We start from the raw sequence: 537 nt of genomic DNA, 5'->3' as shown, positions 1-537 counted from the left end.
GTTTAAATATTCATTTTTAAAGGATAGAGAGCTAAAAATAATCGAAATATTAACGGCTTTAATATTTTGCTGTATCCCATTGTTCGTAACCTTTCCCTACAAAATAAACCTTTATCTGGCATGGGATGGGGCTTACAGGATGTATTTGGGGCAATTTCCATTTCGTGATTTTGGTATGCCTCTAGGTTATGGTTTTTGGATTATACCTGCTATCTTCTTCAAGATATTCGGTCCATTTATGTCATCGCTTATAAAAGCGCAGGTGTTCCTTAATGCCATATCCATAGTAGCTTTTATTTCAATAATGAAGACCTTCAAAGTCGCTACTCCTGTTAGAATTTTGGGTGTCATTTTTTTCTGTCTTTCCTATGTTTTTGTAAACTTCTGGCCCTGGTACAACCATACGGTATTTGTTTATGAGCTTGTAGGGCTGGCGTTTTTACTGCGAGGTGTGTTCATAAAAGGTAAATACTCAGCGGTTAATCTGGTAATTGCGGGTATCTTCATTTTTCTTTCTTTATTTACAAAACAAGACAT

General features: G+C 35.8%; 1 protein-coding gene. It reads left to right on the top strand.

What is annotated here, in order from left to right:
* Window positions 1-537 (top strand): hypothetical protein (locus E1163_RS30815; protein WP_221417859.1); only part of this gene is annotated, 537 nt, incomplete at both ends.

Origin of the sequence: Fulvivirga kasyanovii (assembly GCF_009711405.1) — a bacterium.
In the GTDB taxonomy this organism is placed as follows: domain Bacteria; phylum Bacteroidota; class Bacteroidia; order Cytophagales; family Cyclobacteriaceae; genus Fulvivirga; species Fulvivirga kasyanovii.
The sequence above is the reverse complement of the archived record's forward strand: the minus strand, read 5'-3'. Positions and strand labels throughout refer to the sequence as shown.